Origin of the sequence: Planosporangium mesophilum, from assembly GCF_016863255.1 — a bacterium.
Classification (GTDB): Bacteria; Actinomycetota; Actinomycetes; order Mycobacteriales; family Micromonosporaceae; genus Planosporangium; species Planosporangium mesophilum.
This window is the reverse complement of the sequence record NZ_BOON01000079.1, coordinates 1-18090: the sequence shown is the minus strand read 5'-3', so window position 1 is coordinate 18090 and position 18090 is coordinate 1. Positions and strand designations below refer to the sequence as shown.

Here is an 18090-nt window from a genome sequence, read left to right as displayed (position 1 = left end):
GTCGTTGACACAAGCGAATGATCGTGGCCGGTAGAACTGCACCGTCGCCGCCCTGAGCTGCCGAAACAGTGCGCCGGCCTGCTCTGCTACTGTCCTCACGCCGCGTCCGCCGCACACGAGCGATTGCGGTACCTAGCTGTTGTACGGCAGCGAACCAAGGACGGGACTCATACGAACAGCGGATCTTCGCAGCACTCCCGATCTGTACGGTGCGCATGTGATCGATCCGAGACGAAATGGTGGCCGGCTGTGTCCACCTTGCATGCTGGGCAGCCTTAGCAGTCATGGTCCGCGCTGGCGCCTTATGAGCGTCATCAGAGCTTTACGGCCATTTGACGACTTACGGCGCAGGCTGGGCGCGGCTGGCGTCCTTATCCTGGTAATGGCCGCTTTCGGCTGTTCTTATACCGCGCAGGGCACGAGTAAGGCACCACGGACGACCCCATTGGCGTTCGTGTACCACCGGATCAATCCCTCGGGCTACATGGACCAGACGTTGGAAATTGTCAACAACGGGCCATCGGCTGTTATCCCGACGGTGGAGATCACGCCAGTGGACCGGACCGGCACAGTGCTGCCAGGCGTCACTGTAAGCACGGCCTACGGAACCGACCAGGGGAAGATGGTTGTCCCAGCTCGCGAAACGTCGCTCGACGTTCTCGCCTTCGCCGGCCGTGACGCCGCGAACGTGGCGGACGTCCGGGTCACCGTCCGCAAAACGGCGGACGTGACATTTCCGGCTGCGCCGCAGATCGTGGAGGCACAGGCGGTCAACGAAGCCGGCCAGCCGACAGCGAAGTTCGGGCCGTTCGACGCGGTCGTTCTGACCAACCCGAACAGCGAGAAGGTCTCCGTAGGGGTCGTCTGCATCATCTGGGAGCAGCCACCCGCCGGGCAACCGCAGCAGGCGCGAACGGTGATCCCTATCGGTGCTGCAACCATCGCGGGACAGCACTCCGCGACCGTCCGAGCCTCCGGGGACGCGAGAAACGGCTGCGGAAGCCTCAAGACCTACTTCTCCCCGCCAACCTAGGAGAGTGCGCAGGGCATGCCTGGCCTCTTTGCGGATCACACCGCAGCCGACATCTCGCCATCCCGTCCGCCGTCGACCCGCCCTCCTGGGGAGCGGGCCGCCGCCCGGGCCGCCACGTCCAACGCACAGCGAGATGGCTACGGACGCTGGCGGCCCGGGCGGTGGTCTGCTCGGCTCGCCCCGGGGTTGACGGCGGGCGGGATGGCTCGCGCAACCACCCACCCATCGTGACGACCGTACGGATCTTGGCCATCCCGGGGCCGGAGCGCCTGTGGGGCTCGAATACTCGGTTCGGCCGTCTGAAGTGCAGTTCTGTGCAAGCTCGAGTCCTGCGCAGCCGTCATGCTCGCGGCCATGAGCGCATCGCCGGGGTACCTGCTCCTGCGCCAGATCCTGCAAATGTCGACCCAGCTCGCCCGGGACGGCGGCGCCAAGGATGTCGAGATCCTGGCACTCCGCCATCGGGTGGCGGTGCTGCACCGCCAGGTGCACCGCCCCGACCTCCAACCCGCCGACCGGGTGGTGCTGGCAGTGCTGTCGCGACTACTGCCCCGCCCACGCTGGTCGGCATTCTTCGTGACTCCGGCGACGCTTCTTCGTTGGCATCGTGAGCTGCTCGCCCGACACTGGACGTACCCGCACGCACGACCCGGCCAGCCACCGGCCGACAAGCAGGTCCGTGACCTGGTGCTGCGCCTCGCGGCGGAGAATCCCTTGTGGGGGCACGACGGATACAGGGTGAGCTCGTCGGGCTGGGCTACCGGGTGGCGGCCAGCACGGTCTGGAAGATCCTCAACCAGGCCGGGGTCGACCCGGCGCACCGGCGGTCCGGGCCGACCTGGAAGCAGTTCCTTGCCGCCCAGGCGCACACAATTCTGGCGTGCGATCTCTTCACCGTCGACACGGTGTTGTTCAAGCGGACCTATGTGCTGTTCTTCGTGAAGATCGCCACCCGCCAGGTCCACGTCGTCGGGGTGATCGCACATCCGACCGGCGCCTGGGTAGCCCAGTAGGCACGGAATCCACTCATGGACCTCGACCAGCGCACGGCGGGGCTGCGGTTCCTGCTCCGCGACCGGGACACGAAGTTCACGAGCGTATTCGATGCGGTGTTCGCCGGCGAGGGCATCGACGTGGTCAAGACTCCGCCGCGGGCGCCCCGGGCGAACGCTTTCGCGGAGCGCTGGGTGGGCACCGTACGCCGCGAATGCACTGATCGGATGCTCATCGCCGGCGAGCGTCATCTGGTGGCGGTCCTGAGGGAGTACGTGGCTCACTACAACGGCCACCGTCCACATCGCTCGCTCGATCAGCAGCCGCTCAACCCGCAGCCAGAAGTCATTGACCTGAACGCCGCCCGCGTTCAACGGCGGCCGATCCTGAGTGGACTGATCAACGAGTACTCGCAGGCCGCGTAGCCCGAACCGACTTTACGATCCCCACACGGTCGAATCGCGGGTTCAGATCGGGATGGTGGGCGCCGGGTCCCACGGCCCGGGTCGTCGTGCGGCTACCACGTCGATGTGGACGCGGACACGTTCGCCGATCAGCGTGGGATCGGTGGGGCAGCCGGGAGAGGTCAGCACCTCAGCGCGGGCGAGCCGCGCCACCGATACCCGGCGGTGGAAGTGCCGGACGGCGTGCACGTCGAACCCGGTCTCCCAGTCGGGCTCGGTGCAGGATTCGTCGTGGCGCCAGCAGTCACCGGCGTCGCCGATCAGCGTCGCCCAACGCCGCAGGACCTCCGGTACCACCGTCACCGCCGCCGGCGAGGCGTGAATAGCGGCAACCCGGCTCGCCGGTCGTCCTGCCAGGCGTGCAGGTCGGCCATCGCAGTCGGGAACCCGGCCGTATTCCAGGTGACAGTACCCGTTGGCCGTGACCGCCACAGACCGGGGCGCATCAGCCGCCGCGCCGTCGCCGGCCTGAGCACCGTGTGAGCCGCCACCGCGAGCACCACCGACGGGCTGGGCCGTCCGGTGTCGGGGTCGGCCACCATCCGGCCGGGATCGAGTACCAGCAGCGTGTCGGGTCGGCGCTGGTAGGACAGGCCCCACAGCAGCCGGCCGAGCAGCCGTACCCCGGCGAGGTCGGAACTCACTATCGTCCAGCGGTCGTGGAGGGGTGACCGCGTATCGGGTCGGCTCCGCCGACCGTAGCGCCATCGCCTGGTAGACGCGGCCGTCGTGGCGCCACTGGCGTCGGTGCAGGCGAATCCGACAGGTCATCGCCGCCAACGACGGGCGTTCTCTGTTCACTTAGGTCGACGAGCCTTCACAACCAAGCCGAGCGGGAGGTCTGGACATTTGCGCCACGATGCGCGGCGCCGGCCGCGCAGCCGCACCTCGACGGCTTCCGCGAGGCCGGGGGCGGGCACACCCACGCACCCGGTCAGGGTCTGACGGTCATGACGGCGGTTGGCCCGGTGCGGGAGCCGCTTGCGACGGCGGATGCTGGTACGGGAGCTCTTGTCGTTCTCCCCGTACACGTTGCGACAGTCCCGGGCGTAGCTCAACGCCTTCTTCTCCTGCGGCGACCGAAGCCTCACCCGTGACTCCACCTCGACCCTCTGACAAGGGTGTTGACGCTATCGGTGGTCAGCATCCGCTGTCACCCGCATTTCCGGCCCCGTCACCCCATTGCGCTGACCCACTTGTTTGCTCGGGCCGGCTCGAGCGTTGGTGGTTTAGCCCGTGCTCACCCCGAACCGCGTCTCGCGGCGGCCCCGCCGTATGACCTAGCGACTACGGTATCGATATGCGCGTAACCGGCCCGGGCGTCGATGCGATCACCGAGCTCGGGTACCAGCGGGCGCGTCCCGGTGGCGGGACCGCGGCAGCGCGGTTGACGGTCGGCCGCCTGGATGTTGCTACCGTGCCGGAAGGCTGTGACGCGGTCCTAGTTACCGGCGACCTGCAAGGGGTTGCCGCGTCGCCGTGGGGCGGCCCGCCAGTGCTGCTGGGGGTCGCGCTCGCCGACTACCTGTCGGTGTGGTCCGAACAGGGACTCCTTCCGCCTCCCGGCCGCGTCGGCGTGGTCCTCGCCGGCGACCTGTATTCGGCTCCCCTGGCCGATCAACGGGGAGCCTCCGGCGCAGTCGACGACGTGTGGCTGGCGTTCGCGGCAGCCGGGTGCCCCTGGATTGTCGGGGTAGCGGGCAACCACGATGTGGTGTCACCGGACGATCTGCGTGACCTCGGCCCGACCGCTGCGCTGCTGGACGGCACCTGCGTCGACCGCGGCGCTGTCCGCTTCGCCGGCGTCGGCGGCATCGTCGGCGACCCAGACCGGCCGGGACGCCGCCGCGAGAATCTACAGCTGACGTCGATCGATGCCGTACTCGCCAGCAACCCGGATGTCCTTGTCCTGCACGAGGGCCCTCCGGGCGACCGGATCGGCCAACCCGGTAACTCGACTATTGGTGCGCGTCTGCGCGCCCAGGCGCCCGCGCTGACCGTCTGCGGTCATGTCCACTGGAACGCGCCCCTGGCTCGCCTTGGCGACGGCCACGTCCTCAACGTCGACGATCGGGCGGTGATCCTGACGTCTTCACCGTGACCCATTGTTGGTATCCACAGAACGACCCACAGACATAATGCTTGAGGCGGTGCCACCGGAGCTCGGCAACTGGACGCAGATGACCGTGTCCGGCCGTCCCGGCGGTCGGTACTGAACACGCATCGACACGCTCACGCCACCGAGGAGCGTGGGATCGGGCGCCGATGGGGCGCGACGGCGCCGGTGACGAGGTCGTCGTCACCGGCGCGTTCCTGCCTGGCTCCGCCGCCGGCTACATCACCGGCGAGAGTCGGCGGATCGGCTGGCGGGGCTCAGCGGCTGGTGGACAGGTCGCTGTCGGTCTTCGGCATGACGGCCGCGAGGCCGACTATGGCGGCGCAGAGGACGGCGGGGACGGCCATGGTGTGGTGAAGGCCGAGTTGGGTGACGAAGAACCCGATCACCGCGGGGCCGGCAAGGAACGCGCCGTAGCCGAAGGTGACGACGACGGCGAGGACCCGGCCGCCGCCGATGTGGCCGGCGACGGCGTATACCTGCGGGGCGATCATGCCGACGCCCAGACCGACCAGGGCCCAGCCTGCGAGGAGCAGGGGCAGGCTGTTGACCAGGGTGACGGTGCAGTAGCCGAGGAAGGCACAGGCGCCGCCGAACCGGACGACCGCGCGGCGGCCGAACCGGGCGACGATCCGGTCGCCGACCAGGCGGATGACGACCATGAAGCCGCTGACCGCGATGAGCCCGAGCGACCCGGTGGTGGAGTCGACCTGGGCGACCTCGGTGACGTGCAGGGAGGACCAGTCTGTGCCGGTGCCCTCGGCCAGGCCGAACCCGATCGCCATGATGCCCAGTAGCCAGGCGATCCGGGGAATCTTGGTTTTGACGCCGTCTTTGCTGTGTTCCACGAGCGCGGTCGGCGGGGTGATCCTGAATGCGATGACGAGCGCGACCGTTGCCAGTGCGGCGAGGAACAGCATGAGCGGCAGGACGATCGACGAGCCGTCGAGGCCGAACACCGTGGCGATGATCAGCACGCAGCCGGCGCCGGTGAATCCGCCGACCGACCACAGGGCGTGGAACGAACTCATGACCGGTCGTTTGCGGGCGACTTCGACCTGGACCCCGACCGCGTTCATGGCCACGTCGATGGTGCCGTTGCCCAGCCCGAGGAGCATCGCCCCCACCACCGCCGCGGGGAAGACGGTGGCGAAGGCGAAGACGACTGCGGCGCTGATCAGGATCAGCAGGCCGGCCAGGGAGATCTGCCGGGCGCCGATGGAGTCGGACAGCCGGCCGCCGACCTGCATGCCGATGATGGCGGCCAGTGCGGCCGCGAACAGCAGGATGGAGATGTGGGTGGCGTTGATGTCGAGCCGTTCGCGGATGGATGGCAGGGCGCCGCCGTATCCGCCGAGGATCAGGCCGTTGGCGGCGAACAGCAGTGCCACGGCGACGACGGATTGCCGGGTCGCGAGGCGGGTGGTGAGCTCGGGTGATGAAGTTCCGGTGGAGGTCATCAGCGTTTCCTGGCCTGAGGAGTGGACGGATGTGGTGCCCGATGCAGGAAGCCGGTCTGCGATCGCGGGTGATCAGCCGGTGATGGTGAAGCTGACGTTCTGGGTCGCGGTGCAGTCGCCGCCGACGAACACGTCGATGCTGGTGGAGTCGATGACCCAATCCTTGGCGGCGGCGTTCCAGTAGCGCAGTTCGTCAGGGCCGAGCGGGAAGGTGAGCGTCTGCGAGGCGCCGGGGGCCAGGGTGATGCGCTGGAAGCCCTTGAGCTCGCGGATCGGGCGGGCCGCAGTTCCGTAGCGCTGACGGATGTAGAGCTGGGCCACCTCGTCGGCCTCGCGGGTGCCGGTGTTGGTCACGGTGACCGAGACGGTGACGGTCTCGCCCGCGGTGATGCTGTCACGGTCCAGGGTGGGCTCGGAGTAGTCGAAACGGCCGTAGGACAGGCCGTGGCCAAACGGGAACAGCGGGGTGCTTTGTTCGTCCCAGTAGCGTTTACCCTGGTTGTCGGGTTCATGTGACGTGGTGTGGCTGTAGATCATCGGTAGCTGTCCGACGGTGCGTGGCCAGGTGAAGGGCAGTTTGCCGCCGGGGCTGACGTCGCCGAACAACAGGTCGGCCACGGCCGTGCCGCCCTGGGTGCCGGGGTACCAGATGTCGAGGATCGCCGGGATGTTCTCGGCAGCCCAGCGTAGGTCAAGTGGCCGGCCGTTCATGACCAGCAACACGACCGGGGTGCCGGTGGCCGCGACGGCCTGCAGGAGCGCGAGCTGGTCACCGGGCAGTTCGAGGCTGGATCGGGACGCGGCCTCGCCGATCATGTTCTGCCATTCGCCGAGGACGACGACAGCGACGTCAGCGTTGCGGGCGGCGGCGACGGCCCGGTCGAGTTCGGCGGTGTCGTCGAAGTCGCCGGCGTCGGCGGGGGTGTTGTCGCCCCACATGTCGAACATCGACGCGAAGGTGCGCTGCGCGGATCGGATGCCCGCCGCGTAGCTGACCTGGACGTCGGTGCCGGCTCGGTCGCGGATGCCCTGCAGGACGGTGACGGTCTCGGCCGAGTCGTAGTCGAAGACCCAGGGGCCGATGGTGTCGCGCCGCGAGTCGGCCAGCGGGCCGATCACCGCGATGGAACCCTGGCCGGTCAGGGGAAGCAGGTCGCCCTCGTTGCGCAGCAGCACCGCTGCGCGCTGGGCGGCCGTGCGCGCCACGGCCCGGTGCGCGGGATCGGCCAGGACGGCACGGGCGTGGTCCTCATCGACGTAGGGCTGGTCCAGCAGGCCCAGCCTGATCTTCGTGGCCAGAATGCGGCGCACGCACGCGTCGAGCGCGGCCTCGTCGACGAGGCCGGCGTCGACCGCTTCCGGTAGATGCGCGTACGCCGGGTCGCCGATCGCCATCTCCAGGTCGATCCCGGTGGTGACCGCCCGTACGCCGGCATCGGTGAGGTTTTCGGCGAAGCCGTGGGTTTTCAGGTTATGCACGGCCTGGGCGTCGCTGACCACGAACCCGTCGAAGCCCCATTGCCCGCGCAGCACGTCGCGGAACAGCCACTCGTTGCCGGTGGCCGGGATGCCGTTCAGCGGCATGTACGCGGTCATGATGTTGCCCGCGCCGGCGTCGACCGCGGCCTTGAACGGCGGTAGGTAGACGTTCCACAACTCGGCGTCGGACAGGTTGACCTCGTCGTAGTCCCGGCCACCCAGGGCAGCGCCGTAACCCGCGAAGTGCTTCGGGCCGGCGATGATCCGGTCCGGGGCGCCGAAGTCCGCGCCTTGGAACCCGCGGACCTGGGCGGCTGCGACGGCGGCACCGAGGTACGGGTCCTCGCCGGCGCCTTCGATGATCCGGCCCCAGCGCGGGTCGCGGGCGATGTCGGCCATCGGCGCGAACGTCCAGTGGATGCCGACCGCGCGTGCCTCCCGGGCGGCGACCGCCTGCCCCTGCTCGATGACCGCGGGATCCCAGGACGCGGCCATGGCGATCGGGACCGGCAGGATCGTCCGCAGGCCGTGGATCACGTCGAAACCGAACAGGGCGGGAATGCCGTGCCGATTGCCGTCGACGGCCAACCGCTGCAGGCGGTTGACCTCGGCCGGGTCGGTCACGAACAGCAGCGCCCCGGCCTTGCCTTCGCTGAGCGCGGCCTCGACCATCGCGGGCTGCCGGGAGAAGTCGGTGTTGAGCCGATCCTCGATCTCCTCCGACGGCGGCAGGTTGAAGTAGAAGAACTGGGTCAGCTGACCGGCCTTCTCGACGATGGTCATCTTGGCGAGCAGCGACTCGACCCGCTCTGCCACCTCGGCGTCAGACGGCGCCGATGACTGAGTAGACATCCGGAACTCCTAGAATAGCGACGTTTGGCGGGAGAGCGGCCGCTGCTCGGATTGCACCATCGGGCTGGGGGCACCCGCAGTCGATCCTCGCTATGCACGTGACATACCGCGCGCTACCCGAACTCGTGGACGGACGGTAGGGGTGAGAGCGCTCCCACTACCAGAGCCAGCGAAAGCTTATATGCGCTTCTACGAATGGCCGGGAAACCGGCTCACCAGCAGCTCGTGAGCACGACGGTAAGCGCAGTGTGAGCTGGCATCACCCAAGCTGACGATCGAGGATGTGGCACACGCCGCGGGTGTGTCCCGCTCGACGGTGTCGCGGGTGCTGAACAACCTGCCCGGCGCCAACCCTGCCGTGCGAAGCCGGGTCAAGGACGTCATCGTCGAGCTGGGGTATGTGCCTGATCAAACGGCTCGGGCGCTGGCGTCACGTCAGCACCCGGCCATCGATGTCGTGGCGGTCACGCACGGCTCGGCACTCGGTTGGATCGGCTCGCACCCGTACTACAGCCGGGTGCTGGCCGGTGTCCTGACCGTGCTCGACGGCCGCGACGTGCAGCTGCGGGTCCACACCGTCGGGCCCGACGACGCCGCCGGGGCCATCGACACCATCGCCGAACGCGCGCCGCGGATAGCTGATCCCAGTCGCGATCTGGACCGGCGCCGACGAGAGCGCTATCGCCGGTGATCATGGGGAGGCGCTACACGCACAACTGCCGCCGGCGCAGCCGGAGCGGTGGCGTCGCCGCAACGCCGACCACCAGGCGGCGCCCGCGAGCGCAGCGAGCACTACGGCGATGCCAGGCATCCATGCCCCGGCCGCGGCCCAGCCCGCGCCGGAAAGCACTCCGGCGGCCAGCAGCAGCGGGATTGCGCAGCACGCCGCGCACGCGACGCCCGCGAGGCCGGTCAGCCCGGACGGCAACAGTCGGCGGGCACGGTCACCGGGGGTCGGCATACGAGCCTCCTGTCTGGCTGAGGGTGGCGAACGGGATTGGGCAACACTCTTCGCCAGCGCACGCCATCAAGTCGTCGCAACCGGCGTCGACCGCGGCGCGCAGCGTGCCGGCGATGACCTGCAGGTCAGCGATCTTCGCCTCCACCTCGGCCAGCTTGACCTCGGCACGGGGGCGCAACCCGGCGTCCAGGCGCCGGCCGTGCCGGTGTCGACCGGCCTCGAGCAGGTCGGCGACCTCGTCGAGGGTGAACCCGAGCCGCTGCGCTGCCTTGATCACCCGAAGCACCGTTACCGTCTCGGCCGGATACAGTCGGTGCCCGCCCAGGCTCCGGTCCGGCTCGGCAAGCAGGCCGCGGCGCTCGTAGTAGCGCAGCGTCTGCATATTCACCCCGGCCGCAGCCGCGACCTGGCTGCTGCGCAACCTGCTCACGCCGCCATCCCCGCTGCCGCGCGCTCAGCGAGCGCGTCCAGGACATCGACGTACGCGACCGGCACTCCCACATCCAGTCGGACCCGCTCGCCGTCCGAGACGAAGGTGAAGGAGAAGAACGAGCAGCACGAGTTCTCCCGATCGGTCAGGTCCCGGGCCGTCGGCTCAGCCACCGGATCCAGCCGCCACCGCAGCGTGGTCGGCGACAACCGCCGCTGATCACGCAGCGCGGTGGCGAACAGGTCATCGAACTCGGCCAGCCGAAGCGGCCGCTCCACGGTCGGCAAGGTGCACGCCTCGGGCACCCAGCCCTGCTCGTCAATGGTCATGACACGACGGTAAACCCGTACCCAGGTACAGGATGCAAGTCCCCAGCCAAAGACGCAGCCCAGCAGCGCCGAGCCGCGGGTGTGCAGCCATGTCAGCCCCAGTACTGCGAGGCCCGGCAGCGACGTGCGGTCACGCCGGGGCACCGGCCGACCGTCGGCCGGCCGAGCCAATGCCGCCACGGCCGCAGCACCCCGGCGTTTGGACGTGCGGGCATCACTCGTTGACCGTGCCGGTACGCCAGGCCCGCGCACGCAGCAGTCGCAGTCCGTTGAGGCCGACGATGACGGTGGAGCCTTCGTGGCCGGCCACACCGAGCGGCAGGGGCAGGTGGCCGAACAGGTCCCAGGCCACCAGTACCGAGATGAAGGTCGCGGCGATGACCAGGTTGGCCACCACGAGCCGCCGGGCCCGCCGCGACAACGCGATCACTGCGGGCAAGGTCGGCAGCTCGTCACGGACGACGACCGCATCGGCGGTCTGCAGCGCGAGATCGGAGCCCCACCCCTTGACCAGGCCCGACGGGTCGAACCGGGTCTTGCCGCCGGCCCCGGGAAGGTACGCGTCGAAGTAGCCGCCGGTACGGTCGCGTGACTGTTCGCACAGGTCGGCCACGGTCTCGAACAGGGGTTCGTGTACCGGTTCGCCGCGGTTGAACGCGCTGACTAGGCTGTCGGCCCGGTACGGGCTGAACAGCGCGTCGACCGTACGCAGCTCGGCGAACACGGCGGCGACGGCGACCGGCGAGTCGGCCTGCTGCCACGTACGTGAATGCTGACGGGCAGGCCCATGATCTGCACGGCGAACGCTCGTCTGTTCACCGGTCAGCCCTTGAAGTTCGCGGTATCCAGGGCCGCCTGCAGGGAACTGCGGTAGCCCTCGCTGGTCTGCGTCGCTCCGGTCACCACGTCGATGTCAGCGCTTTGGGCCGTCAGTGCCTTCGCTCGCAGTTTCGGCACCGCGTACGCGCTGAGCTCCTTCGAGTTTCCGTCGGGGACCTGGAGCGCGGTCACGTCGGTGATCCGGTTCCCGCTGATGCGCACCTGGACCTGTACCGGCCCCCACTGGGTGTTCACGAAGGAGCCGTTGACCACGAGGTTGTTGCCGGACTTCGAGACAGTACCGGCGCTGGGCAGGGCTGCCGGGGCACTGCTGGGCTCGGCGCCCGGCGCCGGTTGGTCACCGCCGTGGGGCGGTCCGCCGGCGGCGGGCTGCGGCGCCGGTTCTGTCACGATGCCCGGCGCGTTGTTGCCCGTCGACCTCGCGGCCTGCGCGGGCCCGGCCGGTCCCATCGTCGACGTCCGGTAGGTGAACAGCAGGACGACCACGGCGACGGTGGTGATGAACCACATGGCGATCCTGCGCATGTCGTGTCCTTCCGGCGTGACGAGGTTGGTGTTACCAGGTGAAGCGCTCGAGGTGGATGTGGTCGCCGGGTACCCGCGCGCGCTTGGCCGCCCGCAGCGCCGCCTGCGTCCACCCGGCCGGCCCGCAGACGAACACGTCCTGGCGGGCGATGTCCGGGACGAGGTGGCGCAGTGCCGTCGTGTCGTCGTCCCAGCCGGCCGGCAGCCACGACCCGTCCCGGCCGCGCGGCCCGAGCAGGTAGACCACCCGCACGCCACGCACGGCGGCGAGTCGATTCAGTTCGTCGCGAAACACCAGGTCCGCGTCGGACCGGGCGCGGTAGAGCAGCACCGCGTCGCCCGGTGCGTACGGCAGGTCCTCCAGCAGCGCGCGCAGCGGGGTGATGCCGATCCCGGAGGCGATCATCGTGACCGGGCGGGCGGTGTGCCGGTCGGCGGTCAGCCGCCCGTACGGTCCTTCGATCAGGACGCGGGTGCCGGGCCGCAGTGCCGCGATGTCGCGGCTGCCGTCGCCGAGGGACTTCACCGTGATCCGTAGCGTGTCCCGGCGAGGCGCCGCCGACAGCGAGTACGGGTGGGCGCGGCTCCAGCACGTACCGGTCAGGAACCGCCACTGGAAGAACTGGCCGGCGCGCACTCCAAGCCGGTGCAGGTCGCGGCCGCGCAGGTAGACGGAGTGGACGCCGGGCGCTTCAGGGACCACGGCGGCGACGGTGATGCGGTGCCGGACCGTTCGCCAGGCGGGCAGTCCGAGCCGGAACACGACGACCGCACCGGCGCAGAGGCCGTAGGCGCTCCACCAGTACAGCCTCGCCGCCGGTGCGGCGGTGAAATCAGCGCCGGTCCACAGCTGGTGCGGCAACGCCAGGCCGGCGCCCAGATAGGCGTACAGGTGCAGCAGGTGCCAGGACTCGTAGCGCAGCCGCCGCCGCGCCGCGAGTATCGACGTGGCCACGACCATCACCAGCGCGGCGGTGCCCGCCGTTGCCAGCAGCATTCCCGGGTAGGTGGTCGCCAGCATCCACGCCTGGCGCAGCACCGGGGTACGGGCGCTCCCCGCGTACCCGGGGGTGGTCAGCGCGATGTGGGCGAGCATGAGGTTGAAGGAGGTGAACCCGGCCAGCCGGTGCCAGCGGGCGAGCCGGTCCTGGCCGTAGGCGCGCTCGATCCACGGCACCCGGGCCATCAGCAGCACCTGTACCAGCAGCAGGTCGGACGAGACCAGACCGGCCAGCCGACCGATGGAGGTGACGCCCGTCCACCAGCCGGTGAGGTCCTGCAGACTGCTGCCGCGTGCCCACAGCACCACGACGACCACGACGGTGGACGCCAAGGCTGCGCCGAGGACGTCCGGCCCCCACGGTCGCGCTCCCTTACCCACCGATAGGCGGACCACCCGCGTCGTTGTCGTTGTCGTCACCGAAACCTCCTCACCGATGGTGCGGGCCGTGGTGGACGCGCATCTGGCAGCGTGCTCTGCGGTTGGCCGTCACCCGGGCGCCAGCGCTGTCGGCGCCGGCGCCCGGGGTCGCCGTCGATCAGTACGAGTAGCCCCGCTGGGAGATCCAGTTGGCCATGTCGGTTGTGGTCACCCAGTAGGTGCCGTCACCGTTGGGGTTGGCCGGGTCAGCGATCTTCACGGTCTTGCCGCCGTCCTTGTACCCGACGATGGTCAGGTAGTGGCCGCCTTCGTAGGAGTGGAAGGTCCCCGACGTGTCGGTCAGGTGGCCGGCGATGTTGGCGACGATGGCGCGGCCGCTGTTGATGGTGTTCACGGCGTCGGACTGGAGCTGGTTCGCCTGAGCCGGAGTGGCAGGGTAGGCCGGGATCTCCCTGGTCTGGTAGACCGCGCGCCCGTGGCCGAGAACGCTGTTGAGCGCGCGGGTCGTGTCGAGGGCGGAGTTCGTCCCGCTGGTGGTGGTGCCCAGGAGCGTGGCCGCCTCGTCCTGGCTGACGGTATGGCCGGTCGCGGTGAGGGCGATCCGGGTGGCCGCCGGTCCGCAGTAGTAGTAGTTGGGCTGCAGCTGGAACTGGTAGTTGAGCACCTTCGTCGAGGGGGCGGGCGTCGCCGACGACGGGGCCGCGCCGTGCACCTGGGCCTGCCGGGCTTGGCTGGTGGTGGCGCCGGGTGCAGCCGGGGTGTCGGGTGCGGTCGCCGCGGCGACGGGTGCGGACGCGTGTGCCGGCTGTGAGCCATCGGCTTGGCTGAGCGCGATGCCGGCAGTCGCGGCCACGGCGAGCAGGCCGCCCGAAACGAGCGCTACCCGGGCGAGGCGGAAGGGAGCCGCGTGCCTGAACTGCTTACGTACACGTACTTGGTTCACTGACTTCTCCAAAGGGGCGCCGCCTATCAATTCGCGGCACGACGGCCAGTAGGCGGTCTGAAAACGGGCTGAGGCGGTGACATGACAGCGACGGCCACAAACCGGCACGGCGACGAGCGCGACCGACGACTGCAGAACGGGTACCGCCCGCGGCGTCCGCATGGTCGGGCAGCGCGAACGCAGCTACCTGAGCGGGCAAACCGCCCTGCCGCCTAGAAGCGGCGTGGGCGGGCACACCCGAACATCAGCGCGGATGCCGGTGCGGTGTTGGGTCGTGATGCCGTCGGCACTAGGCCGGAGTGACCGTGCTCGCGTCAGAGGCTCGTGTGGCCTGACGGCGCGTCAAGCGGCGGCGTGAACCCGAGCGGCACGCAGTGCGGCGGAGGAGTCAGCGGAGAGGTGAAGAGCAGAGGGATGTGCACGAGCATGGTCTCCTTACACGTCCGCCTACCGGGTTAGCTGACGGATTCGGGCGGGAAGGACGCCCTACCGCAGACCATCGGCCCGCGGATTCACCCCACTTGCTTGGGTCCCCGGCTCGTTACGCACGACTCGGCGGGCCTGCTCCGGCGTCACGCGATGTGACCAGGGACCGGATCAGACGCGTTGACCTTACTGATGGGTACTGACCCGGCCAAGACCCTCCTGCTGTTACTAACAGCACCAGGAGAGGATCAAAAGATCATCATGGAAGAGACGACACAACGAACCCCGAAAGCGACACCCCCCGGCGCCCGGTACGCCCCTGCAACACCGGCAACGGCCCGGTCGCTCGGCAGACCGAAAGACCATCGCTTGGCCACTTCCCGCCGGGTGACCAGACCCGACGCCGGACTGGCAACCACCCGTCCGCTGGCCGCCGCACCGCTCACGACGCCATACCCGACCTGACGACCCCGCGCCATCCGCGATCCTCGACGGCCCGCCTTCGCCACTACGAAGTTGCCTAGTAGATTGGCCGTATCGAGTTCGCCGTAGGCACCACCGGTCCGGAGGTGCCTACGGCGACCGACGGCTCCGGAAGCCCGGTCAACCGACGTTCGGCACCGGACGGCATCCGGCGAGCGACACCCTTGCATGAGTCATAGGCAGCACCAGCAATACAGGTCCTCGCCCGCGTCACGTGCGCGCCGGGCAAGGGCGGCGACCTCCTCGATGGCAGGTAGCATCTGGTCGTCAGGCAACGGACCTCCCCATGCCAGCTCCTCGATCCGTCCCCATTGCGCCGACAGCTCAAGCACCTGCGCGTCGGTGATCGAGGCGAGGGTGTCCCGCGTGGCGCGGTCGAGCGTCATCAACCAAGGCCCTTCCTGCTCGTCCCCGCTCCACAGCAGCTTAAGATCGACCAGGTTCACCTCCCAGCTGACTCCTCGGACGAAACTCACGAGCTTGCCGAGGGTCACTGCCGGCTCGATGCCCTTGAGGTCAATCGCATCGACAGCTACGCCGTCGCCGCTGCCAACGACCGGCCCGCCATCGAGATCCTCCATCAACCTGACAGCCGCAGCGTCATCCTTGGCCCGGAAGTAGTCGTACAGCACACCCATGGCAAGCACTCCACCACAGGGGTGCGACATCGCTCGAACACCCGCTTCGCGGCTGGACGAGTGCGAACTCGAAGTTGTAGCGAACGTGCTGCGCTTGTACGGGTTGCGGAAGTCCCCTGTCCCGCCCTCGCCGTCGTGGATCTGCACCCGGTAGTGTGCCGTGCCCCGTGCGCCGTCACCTGTGTGCTGTGCTGGGCGTGCGATGTGTACCGGGGAGTCGAACCCCTGCGCCTGCCCGCGGCGCGCCAGGAGGGAGCCGGATTACCCGCCGGCTCTCGGGTTCGTGCACGCCTCCACGTCGGCTACCTGCTCCGCGCCCTTTCTCAGTCCAGCAGGTCGACCTCCCAGTTCGTCCTCTGAATCAGAGTGTCGACCTCGCGAAGCTGCCGGGCAAGGTCGTCAGCCTGGCTACGCAGTTCCGCCACCGGCAGCGCTGGAATCATCTTCAGCTCCGACCGCAACTGCCGAAACCCGCGCTGGCCTTCCCCGGCCGCGGCGTCCGCGGCAGACGTGACCACGCTGTGCCGCAAGCGAAGCACGTCACGGCGCGCCAGCGCGTCGGTGAGTGTGCCACCCTCCACCAGGGTGGCGGCGTTGGTGCGATTGATCCGCCGGATCAGCGACTCCAGCTCACCGAGCACGTCGCCCGCCTCCGCAAGGAGAGCCGCGGCGTCCTCAGCAGGCGACTCACCCTCCTGGTACCGGGCGCTGGCGGCGATGCGGGCACGGAGTTGTTCGGCGCGACGCGCCGCATCCGCGCGCAGCGCAAGAGCCTCAGCAAGCTTCATGGACACCAGTATGGCCAACGAAGATCACTACTGCCCTCCAATTTCTCGCGACGACACCTGCCGGAATACCCTCATCGCTCTCGCGGTCGGGCCGGGATCATCACCGTCGCCGGGGTGCTGCTGGCGGTGTTCACCTTGGGCGGTTCCGACGCGGCGGCCGCCGCCGGTGACGCCGCCCTCGCCGCGGAGGCGGCCGCCGCTGCCGCCGACCGTCGGCTACTGGCAGTACCTGACCGCCGCCAGCCATGTACCGAGCGACGTACGGTACGTCCCGTAACCGCCGGCCATCAGGAGGGCACGTGTCCGGGAGCCTGTTCATCGCCGCCCCGCCCGGCGTGCAATGGCCGCTGAGCCTCGACGACGTCGAGGCCTTCCTACGCCAGCGGTTCCCCGACGCGATGATCACCCGCGAGACCCTCGCCACCTCCGGCGAGCCCTACCTGGACTTCGACGTGCGCTTTCCCGACGGCATGACCCGGCACGGAGTGTATGTGGAGCGCGGCAGCCTGATGCTCTCAGACGGGACACCGGCGGACTGGGCGGACACCATCGCGGCGTTCCTCGCCCTCCTGCCACCCGGAACACCGACCGCAGTCATGGTCGAAGACGAGCCGGTACCCGTGCCCCTGCCGGAGGGAACCACGACGCCGGACGCAATCCGCGAACTGCTGGAGAGCCTGGGCTGACTGAGTGCCGCCGCGCGGCCGGCCCGGGCGATGCATCGCTAGCTGGGTTGCACTCGCGGCACGGGTTGTCCAGCTACCCCGTATGCAGACGTGGTACCCCCGCGGCGAAGCGTTCATGAAGCCGCTGACCGCTACGGGAACGCTGACGCCCTCGATGCCAACTGTGGGCAGCGGGGTCTCGTGGCGTCTCGCAGGGAGTCACGCCGCTCCTCGTGGTCGCTCGCGGTCCGGTTGGGCGGATGCGGCTGGGCCACGGGACCGACGGCGCGTCAGCATCTGAGCCGTCCTCGACGGTTCGGCGGCAAACGCGATCGGCAGCGCCTTCGCGGGCGGGTTCGGCGTCGAGGCACTCAAGTCGGCGATGACCGGCGAGGCGGCCCGGACGACGGTGGTTCGTTCTCGACTGCACCGGTGGGCTGGCTTTGATCGCGCTCGTTATTCGGCAAGCGCAGGGCTGGCCTGGTGATCGTGTCAGGCCCCGCCCGCGCGCCGCGCCGAGCCAACCGAGGTAGCTCACTTCGGCCGCCAACGACGTCACGCACCCAACCGGCACAGGTGTCAGCCCACCTGGTTACTGTCTTTAAGCTCACCCCAGCCGTGCCAGCGATCGATCTCGATCAAGGCACTGACCCGACCGCGATCTCGCCGCGGATACGCCCGCCCCGTGTAGTGCTGAGACAGCCGGTCGATGTCCCTGAGGCCATCGTCCTCGCGCAGTTCGACGACGCGCCCGATGATGCTGACGTGGGTATACCAGCCGCTCTCATCCAGCACAGTGAGCGTGACCCGGGGGTCATTTCGGACATGGCTCAGCCGACGGCGACCCTCGTCCATGTTCACCAGGATCCGGCCGTCGTCCCACAGGTACCAGGTGGCCGTGGACACCGGCTGACCATCCGACTTGAGTGTGGTGATGACGGCGGGGTTCGGTTTCCGTAGCATGGCGACTGCGGGGGCGGGAAGCGGCGGCTTCGACATGAATCTCCTCTTGGCGTCGGCGTACGTCCGAACGTTACGCTCCTGCCAGTCTCGATCAAATTCGTATGGGCATCCCGGCGGCGCCGAGCTCGGGGTCAGAGCGTGCTTAAGCCCGACCCATCGGCTCGCACGTTGCGCTACGACGGGCGTGCAGGTCAGATCGAGCGTCACCTCGCCGCGGCCAACTGCCGCCTACCAGCCGCCGACAGGCCGCTGCTGCACTTCCTCCCGGCGCCAGACGACAAGAAGGCCCTGTCCGATGAGCGGACAGAGCCTCTGAGCTTC

The 18090-nt window shown here is 69.1% G+C and carries 22 protein-coding genes and 1 riboswitch; of the genes, 7 read left to right on the top strand and 15 right to left on the bottom strand.

The features are described from left to right. Positions 1 to 445 precede the first annotated feature (445 nt). The 3 genes from Pme01_RS30185 to Pme01_RS30180 all read left to right on the top strand — a co-directional run bounded on the left by Pme01_RS30185 (position 446) and on the right by Pme01_RS30180 (position 2451). Positions 446 to 1033: a hypothetical protein gene (locus Pme01_RS30185; RefSeq protein WP_168118295.1), complete on the top strand. Its 588-nt coding sequence runs from the start codon at positions 446 to 448 to the stop codon at positions 1031 to 1033. A gap of 716 nt (positions 1034 to 1749) precedes the next feature. Continuing rightward, complete coding sequence (locus Pme01_RS31330; protein ID WP_239088552.1) at positions 1750 to 2046, top strand: hypothetical protein; 297 nt, start codon at positions 1750 to 1752, stop codon at positions 2044 to 2046. A 15-nt stretch (positions 2047 to 2061) separates the two neighbouring features. Then, on the top strand, positions 2062 to 2451 hold the full coding sequence (locus Pme01_RS30180; RefSeq protein WP_239088551.1) for an integrase core domain-containing protein: 390 nt from the start codon (positions 2062 to 2064) through the stop codon (positions 2449 to 2451). 42 nt (positions 2452 to 2493) lie between these two features. Here Pme01_RS30180 and Pme01_RS30175 read toward each other — a convergent pair whose 3' ends face one another. The 3 genes from Pme01_RS30175 to Pme01_RS30165 form a co-directional block, all read right to left on the bottom strand. After that, the gene (locus Pme01_RS30175; RefSeq protein ID WP_168118294.1) at positions 2494 to 2793 is read right to left on the bottom strand and encodes a hypothetical protein; all 300 of its coding nucleotides are present in this window, start codon (positions 2791 to 2793) and stop codon (positions 2494 to 2496) included. Then, positions 2790 to 3134, bottom strand: coding sequence for a hypothetical protein (locus tag Pme01_RS30170; protein WP_168118293.1), 345 nt, complete (start codon positions 3132 to 3134; stop codon positions 2790 to 2792). The genes Pme01_RS30175 and Pme01_RS30170 overlap by 4 nt, the downstream gene beginning before the upstream one ends. A gap of 153 nt (positions 3135 to 3287) precedes the next feature. After that, positions 3288 to 3581 carry a hypothetical protein gene (locus tag Pme01_RS30165; protein ID WP_168118292.1) on the bottom strand — a complete coding sequence of 98 codons (294 nt, stop codon included), beginning with the start codon at positions 3579 to 3581 and terminating at the stop codon, positions 3288 to 3290. 209 nt (positions 3582 to 3790) lie between these two features. On the opposite strand from Pme01_RS30165, the gene Pme01_RS30160 reads away from it, so the two are divergent. Then, the gene (locus Pme01_RS30160; protein ID WP_168118291.1) at positions 3791 to 4591 is read left to right on the top strand and encodes a metallophosphoesterase family protein; all 801 of its coding nucleotides are present in this window, start codon (positions 3791 to 3793) and stop codon (positions 4589 to 4591) included. Positions 4592 to 4863: 272 nt separating this feature from the next. Here Pme01_RS30160 and Pme01_RS30155 read toward each other — a convergent pair whose 3' ends face one another. Then, positions 4864 to 6066 carry an MFS transporter gene (locus Pme01_RS30155; RefSeq protein ID WP_168118290.1) on the bottom strand — a complete coding sequence of 401 codons (1203 nt, stop codon included), beginning with the start codon at positions 6064 to 6066 and terminating at the stop codon, positions 4864 to 4866. A 72-nt stretch (positions 6067 to 6138) separates the two neighbouring features. Continuing rightward, positions 6139 to 8397, bottom strand: a complete 2259-nt coding sequence (gene bglX / locus Pme01_RS30150) for a beta-glucosidase BglX (RefSeq protein ID WP_168118289.1) — start codon at positions 8395 to 8397, stop codon at positions 6139 to 6141. Between the two features lie 283 nt (positions 8398 to 8680). On the opposite strand from bglX, the gene Pme01_RS30145 reads away from it, so the two are divergent. Further along, entirely contained in the window at positions 8681 to 9088 is a 408-nt protein-coding gene (locus tag Pme01_RS30145; RefSeq protein WP_168118288.1) for a LacI family DNA-binding transcriptional regulator, read from the top strand. Here the strand turns inward: Pme01_RS30145 and merT are convergent, their stop codons facing one another. From merT to Pme01_RS30105, 9 genes are all read right to left on the bottom strand, one after another. Then, positions 9089 to 9358 (bottom strand): mercuric ion transporter MerT, encoded by a 270-nt coding sequence (gene merT, locus Pme01_RS31990; RefSeq protein ID WP_505869718.1) that lies wholly within the window; start codon positions 9356 to 9358, stop codon positions 9089 to 9091. Then, the gene (locus tag Pme01_RS30140; protein ID WP_168118287.1) at positions 9342 to 9788 is read right to left on the bottom strand and encodes a MerR family transcriptional regulator; all 447 of its coding nucleotides are present in this window, start codon (positions 9786 to 9788) and stop codon (positions 9342 to 9344) included. Before Pme01_RS30140 ends, merT begins: the two co-directional genes overlap by 17 nt. Continuing rightward, the gene (locus Pme01_RS30135) at positions 9785 to 10117 is read right to left on the bottom strand and encodes a hypothetical protein (protein ID WP_203935984.1); all 333 of its coding nucleotides are present in this window, start codon (positions 10115 to 10117) and stop codon (positions 9785 to 9787) included. The genes Pme01_RS30140 and Pme01_RS30135 overlap by 4 nt, the downstream gene beginning before the upstream one ends. Positions 10118 to 10331: 214 nt before the next feature. Beyond that, positions 10332 to 10841, bottom strand: coding sequence for a hypothetical protein (locus Pme01_RS31960; RefSeq protein ID WP_168118286.1), 510 nt, complete (start codon positions 10839 to 10841; stop codon positions 10332 to 10334). Between the two features lie 98 nt (positions 10842 to 10939). Further along, positions 10940 to 11482 (bottom strand): FMN-binding protein, encoded by a 543-nt coding sequence (locus tag Pme01_RS30125; RefSeq protein ID WP_168118285.1) that lies wholly within the window; start codon positions 11480 to 11482, stop codon positions 10940 to 10942. Positions 11483 to 11513: 31 nt separating this feature from the next. Continuing rightward, positions 11514 to 12902, bottom strand: a complete 1389-nt coding sequence (locus Pme01_RS30120; protein WP_239088549.1) for a ferredoxin reductase family protein — start codon at positions 12900 to 12902, stop codon at positions 11514 to 11516. A 118-nt stretch (positions 12903 to 13020) separates the two neighbouring features. Next, positions 13021 to 13806, bottom strand: coding sequence for a C39 family peptidase (locus Pme01_RS31610; RefSeq protein WP_168118284.1), 786 nt, complete (start codon positions 13804 to 13806; stop codon positions 13021 to 13023). A gap of 429 nt (positions 13807 to 14235) precedes the next feature. Beyond that, a riboswitch (cyclic di-AMP (ydaO/yuaA leader) is annotated at positions 14236 to 14374 on the bottom strand. A 514-nt stretch (positions 14375 to 14888) separates the two neighbouring features. After that, positions 14889 to 15353, bottom strand: coding sequence for a hypothetical protein (locus tag Pme01_RS30110; protein WP_168118283.1), 465 nt, complete (start codon positions 15351 to 15353; stop codon positions 14889 to 14891). Between the two features lie 323 nt (positions 15354 to 15676). Then, on the bottom strand, positions 15677 to 16141 hold the full coding sequence (locus tag Pme01_RS30105) for a DIP1984 family protein (protein WP_168118282.1): 465 nt from the start codon (positions 16139 to 16141) through the stop codon (positions 15677 to 15679). A gap of 299 nt (positions 16142 to 16440) precedes the next feature. Between Pme01_RS30105 and Pme01_RS30100 the strand changes: the two genes are divergently transcribed. Continuing rightward, complete coding sequence (locus Pme01_RS30100; RefSeq protein ID WP_168118281.1) at positions 16441 to 16827, top strand: hypothetical protein; 387 nt, start codon at positions 16441 to 16443, stop codon at positions 16825 to 16827. A 558-nt stretch (positions 16828 to 17385) separates the two neighbouring features. On the opposite strand, the gene Pme01_RS30095 is transcribed toward Pme01_RS30100, so the two are convergent. Further along, on the bottom strand, positions 17386 to 17805 hold the full coding sequence (locus tag Pme01_RS30095; RefSeq protein ID WP_168118280.1) for a PPOX class F420-dependent oxidoreductase: 420 nt from the start codon (positions 17803 to 17805) through the stop codon (positions 17386 to 17388). 102 nt (positions 17806 to 17907) lie between these two features. Between Pme01_RS30095 and Pme01_RS30090 the strand changes: the two genes are divergently transcribed. Next, positions 17908 to 18090: hypothetical protein (locus Pme01_RS30090; protein ID WP_203935983.1), on the top strand; the 183-nt coding region annotated here is incomplete at its 3' end.